Annotated in this window: 1 protein-coding gene and 2 pseudogenes; all 3 read right to left on the bottom strand. The window is 36.1% G+C overall.

Annotation, left to right across the window (positions count from 1 at the left end):
* Positions 1-115 precede the first annotated feature (115 nt).
* Positions 116-1,348 (bottom strand): annotated as a pseudogene (locus EWV68_RS19440) (tetratricopeptide repeat protein); the annotation flags it as partial.
* A gap of 12 nt (positions 1,349-1,360) precedes the next feature.
* Positions 1,361-3,520: an O-linked N-acetylglucosamine transferase, SPINDLY family protein gene (locus tag EWV68_RS19435; protein ID WP_287170764.1), complete on the bottom strand. Its 2,160-nt coding sequence runs from the start codon at positions 3,518-3,520 to the stop codon at positions 1,361-1,363.
* A 19-nt stretch (positions 3,521-3,539) separates the two neighbouring features.
* A pseudogene (locus EWV68_RS19430) lies at positions 3,540-4,811 on the bottom strand (O-linked N-acetylglucosamine transferase, SPINDLY family protein); the annotation flags it as partial.
* Positions 4,812-4,943 lie beyond the last annotated feature (132 nt).

The raw sequence follows: 4,943 nt of genomic DNA, 5'->3' as shown, positions 1-4,943 counted from the left end.
AGACATCGATAATTTTTTGGCGAAAATCTACGGAATAGGGTCTCATAGGAAGCTGGTAAGTTCTATTATTTGTCTATTTGCTTTCCATTGTACTTCATAGCTCCAAGAATTGCTATATAAACCATTTTTCAGTAATTTCGTCCGCTGCTTGGTTGACACAATAGGTGTAAATTTCAAATTTATCTCGATTATGATAGTGAAATAACCAGCGACTTAACCAACCCACAGAATGACGACGGAGAGTATGGGCAATATAACCAATTTTTATTTTTCTTGCTGGAGATTTTGGAGAAGAAACAGGAGCAATATAGTTATAGCGGGTTCTTACATCTGCTTGAAAAATTTCTGCTAGTTTACTTTGTAAATAGCGATTGATTTTCGGATTATCTTGATAGTAGGGAAGACAGCTACTAACTCCTAAAATAGAGTCGATAATAAAGGGAGGTGCATTAAATTGTTCGGCATTAATTTGTCCCTCGATTAGTTGTATTAATTCATCGATAAATTTAGGTAAATTTCCCCAGTCTCCCTTAGCTTGTAAAATACCAATTACTAGAGAAATTCCCAAGAGCTTTTCAGTAGTTGTTTGGCAACTTTTATAAAAATTATCGGCAATTTCTAGAGCTTTTTTATAGTCAAGAGTGGTGGTTTTATAAAGATTAAACAAACTATTTTGTAAGTATAAATCCTCTGGTAGAAAGCGCAAACAAAGTTCTACTAAATTAATGGCAAATACACTTTGTTTTTGTTGATAAGCATAATTGACAATTGCTGAGATAACTTTGGCCGCAATTATTTCTGGATTATTGATATGTAAGGCTGCTAATTCTAAAAAGTGGATGGTATCAGTACAGGGGTAGATTAAAACTTTTTCCGTCACTCGCAGCAGTAAATCAAGATTAATTGCTGCTGTAGCTGTATTCTCTAACAGTTCAAATACACACCAATCATTGCACTTTTCCATAGCAAAATTTTGGAATTGTATTTCTAATTCCATCAGATGCAGGAGATTATTTAAAAAACTAGGATTAAGGTTTTGTAGATGCAATCGAATTAGATAGCTTGTCTCTAGTCTTTGGGAATTTTCTTGTCTGGTTGCCTCTGCATCTAAGATTTGAGTTAAAGTTTCTATCCACCCCGATAATTCTGATTCGGCTGCTTGACTCAACACCAGTAACCAAGTAGCTTGTGCGTCTTCTTCTCTATCTTGTAAAAGATAGGCTAATCCTAGATAAAAATAATCCTCAATGACCGAAGAATTGTTTTCAGTTAATTGTTCATAAAACTGCACCACCAGTTGATAATTGTTGTCGTTTAAGTGTGTTTGTATGTCTTGATGCCATTGCATAGTTTTTATCCGCTAAGATTGACAATAAATATTCCACATTTGCCGATAAGCAGTTTCTAAGTCTCTGGTAAATTGTTTGGCATTCCAGAGGGGAGATGTATGACGAGACTTTCGGAGTTTCCAACGGACTTCTTCTCTTAAATTTTTATCCATTCCTAACTTAATTCCCCACTGCACATATTCCTCATCACTCCAAGATATACCCTCAGTTATTCCCGCATTCATCATTAAAGTATAACCGTTGCGTGATGACCATTGTTGCCCCACCTTAACCACGAGAGGAATTCCCATCCAGAGGGTTTCTAGGGTGGTTGTACCACCATTAAAGGGATAGGTGTCCAAAACCACATCAGCGATGGCTAAATTTGCCCTGTAGGTTTCCGTCTGATAGAGAGGAAGCATCTTAATTCGATTAGTTTCTACTCCAACTTCTGCGGCAATTTGACAGAATAAATCCAGGAGGGAATTATCATCAGCAACTCCTTGAATCAGGAAATAACTATTAGGTACGGATTTGATGATTTGCATTTGTAAGCGAATCATCGCAGGATTACGCTTAATTGCCGTTTGAGAACTTAGGTAAATAACCGCATCATTATTAATACCTAAATCTTCTCTTCGCAGGGTAGGAACGGCTATTTCAAAACCATCCACAGCGACAAAAGCATCAGGTAAACGCCAGATTTTTTCTTGATAATATTCTTGGGCATTTTCTGGTAGTACATAAGGATCCGCTAAAAGATAATCTACTGCGGGTAAACCGGAACCATCAAAACCTAACCAGTTAACTTGAATAGGAGCAGGTTTTAAGGCAATAACTTTGGCAACGATTGCCCCAGTACCACTATCTAAATCCACAAGAATATCGATGTTATCTTCTTTAATTTTGCGATAGGTTACTAAGGAATCAGCAGTAGCATGATAGATTTTATCTGCGGGATTAGAAAACCATTGTTGAGTTATTTCATCCACAGGTTGACTCACCATATAAAGGTGAATATCAAACTGCTCACGATTGTGATAATTAATAGTCCAACGACTCAATAAACCCACAGGATGACGTTTTAAGGTTTGGGCAATGTAACCAATTTTAAGTTTTTTATCGGGATTATCTTCTCTGGGTTTGTCAAAACTTTCCTCTTGAAAACCCAGCATTTCTTTGTAAGTTTTTTGAAAAAAACTGCCAATCTGACTTAAAAGCGGTCGATTCTCTTTCGGGTTATCTTCATAGTAGGAAATCGGGTTCATAACTGTTAGTAAAGCTCCCCGAACTAAGGGATGTATATCTTGGAGCTTTTTTTCTATAAATTCTTTAATTAACTGTTTATAATCTTGAGAAATACTAGGAATTTCATTCCATTTTGAGGCGCGTAAAGAACCATTCAAGAGAAGAGATTGACTAAACATTTTTAAATCAATTGTTTGACTTTTGTCTTTCAACTTATTGACTAAATTGATGGCTTTTTCATAGTCAGGTAAAGAGATATAAAACCAAAATAAATTAACTTCTAAGTACAAACTTTCGGGATAAAGGGGAAGAAAAGCTTCCGCTAAGTCAACGGAATAAATAGGTTGATATTTCTCAAAAGCAAAGCGTCCAGCAACAGTGATGACGTGATTAAGTAATTCTGGAGAATTGCCAAGATAGGGTAAACTTAACCGAACTAATTCTATGGTATATTCATGAGCGTAAGGCATGACGGCAATTACTACTTGTTCCAATAATTCAGAGTTAACTGAACCCTGGGTAATTAATTCTAGTATTTGCCATTCTTGCAGTTGTTGAGGATGAAATCTATTTAATTTAATTTCAACGAGGGTTAAATGCAGTAAATTATCGAGATAACTGGGATTAATTTCCTGTAGATGTTTACGGATTAACCAACTGATTTCTAGATTTTCTAACTCTAATTGTCGGTTAGCTTCGGCAGCTAAAATATTGCTTAACTCTAGCAGCCATGACTCGGTTTCCCCTTCATCCCCTTGAGTGAAAACCAATAACCAAGTAGCTTGTGCTTCTTCTTCTTTTGCCTGCAAAAGATAGGATAATCCTAAATACCAATAATAACTAATTTCTAGGGGTTCTCTTTCTATCAGTTCTTCGTAAAACTGACTAACAATATCGTATTGATTGTTTTCTAAAGCGGTTTTAACTTCATTTTGCCAAGACATGATTTAATTCTCTCCTTAATTAACTTTCACAATAGATTTGCCACATTTGACGATAGGAGCTTTCCACATCTTTAGTAAACTGACGTGCATTCCAAATCTGTGCTGTTTGACGAGAAGCTTGCAATTGCATGGCTATTTTTTTTCTTAATTCCTCATCCATTCCTAATTTTATTCCCCAATCGATATACTCCTCATCACTCCAAGCAATACCCTCGCTAATTCCCGCATAAGTCATAAAAGTATAACTGTTACGACTGGCCCATTGTTGACCAACTTTTGTCACTACAGGAATACCCATCCAAAGAGTTTCTAGAGTAGTGGTTGCACCACTGTAGGGATAGGTATCGAGTACCACATCGGCAATTTGGAGATTAGCGCGATGAATTTCCTCCGTAGCAACTCCTGAGAGAAAGCGCAATCTATTTTCATCGATTCCTTCCTCTTTAGCAATGCTGATAAATAAATCTTTGATCAGCTTTTCACTTCCCGCACCTTTGATTAATAAATAACTGTTAGGTACTGCTTTAATAATCTGCATTTGTAAGCGAATTGTGGCAGGATTTCTTTTTAATCCCACTTGCAAAGTTAAATAAGTAATTGCCTCTGCTGGTATGTTTAAATCCTCTCGGGTTAGCGTTGGTGTTCCGATTTCAAATCCATCCACGGCAAGATAACAGTTAGGCAAGCACCAAAGCTTCTCTTGATAAAACTCTTGGGCATTTTTTTCTAGAACTAAATTATCTACAAGGAAGTAATCAATAGCAGGTATTCCTGTGGCATCTAATCCTAACCATGTTATTTGAATTGGTGCGGGTTTAATTGCCATAACTCCACAGGTGGTATCCTTAGTTATACTATCTAAATCTACTAAAATATCGATGTTATCTTGATTAATTTGTTCAGCAATAATTTGGGGATTTGCTGGTAAATTATTATACTTATCCACCTTATTTTTAAACCATTGTTCCGTAATATCGTCCTCGACTTGATTGACTAGGTAGAGATGAATATTAAAGTTATCTCGTTGATGATAATGAATTAACCAGCGACTTAAAAACCCGACGGAATGTCGCCGTAAAGTATGGGCAATATAGCCAATGTTTAGTTTTTTATTGACATCTTTAGGTTTCTGAGACTCGATAGTAACTTGATTAAATCTTTTTCTAACTGCCTCTTGAAAAAGTTTAGCTAACTGATTAGTTAACCAGCGATTGCCTACTAAGTCATCTTTTAAATAAGCTAAGGGAGAAGTGATAGAAATAACCTCAGCTTGATTTCTCATGGGACATTGACCCCGTTCTAAATTATGGCTCTTCGTTACCCTTTATGCTAAATCAACATACAAGATGCCAAGATAACATACTTCTAACCCAAAAATTCCGAAAGTTTCTAAAGCCATAGCCTCTCCGTTTTATTAGTTTAA

Origin of the sequence: Microcystis sp. M_QC_C_20170808_M9Col, assembly GCF_007095495.1 — a bacterium.
GTDB classification, from domain to species: Bacteria; Cyanobacteriota; Cyanobacteriia; order Cyanobacteriales; family Microcystaceae; genus Microcystis; species Microcystis aeruginosa.
Note: the sequence above shows the minus strand (reverse complement) of the source record. Positions and strands in the feature narration are given on the sequence as shown.

Bases quoted from the DNA above. Each gene is read 5' to 3' on its own strand.
- EWV68_RS19435 (WP_287170764.1), bottom strand. From the start codon at position 3,520: ATGTCTTGGCAAAATGAAGTTAAAACCGCTTTAGAAAACAATCAATAC.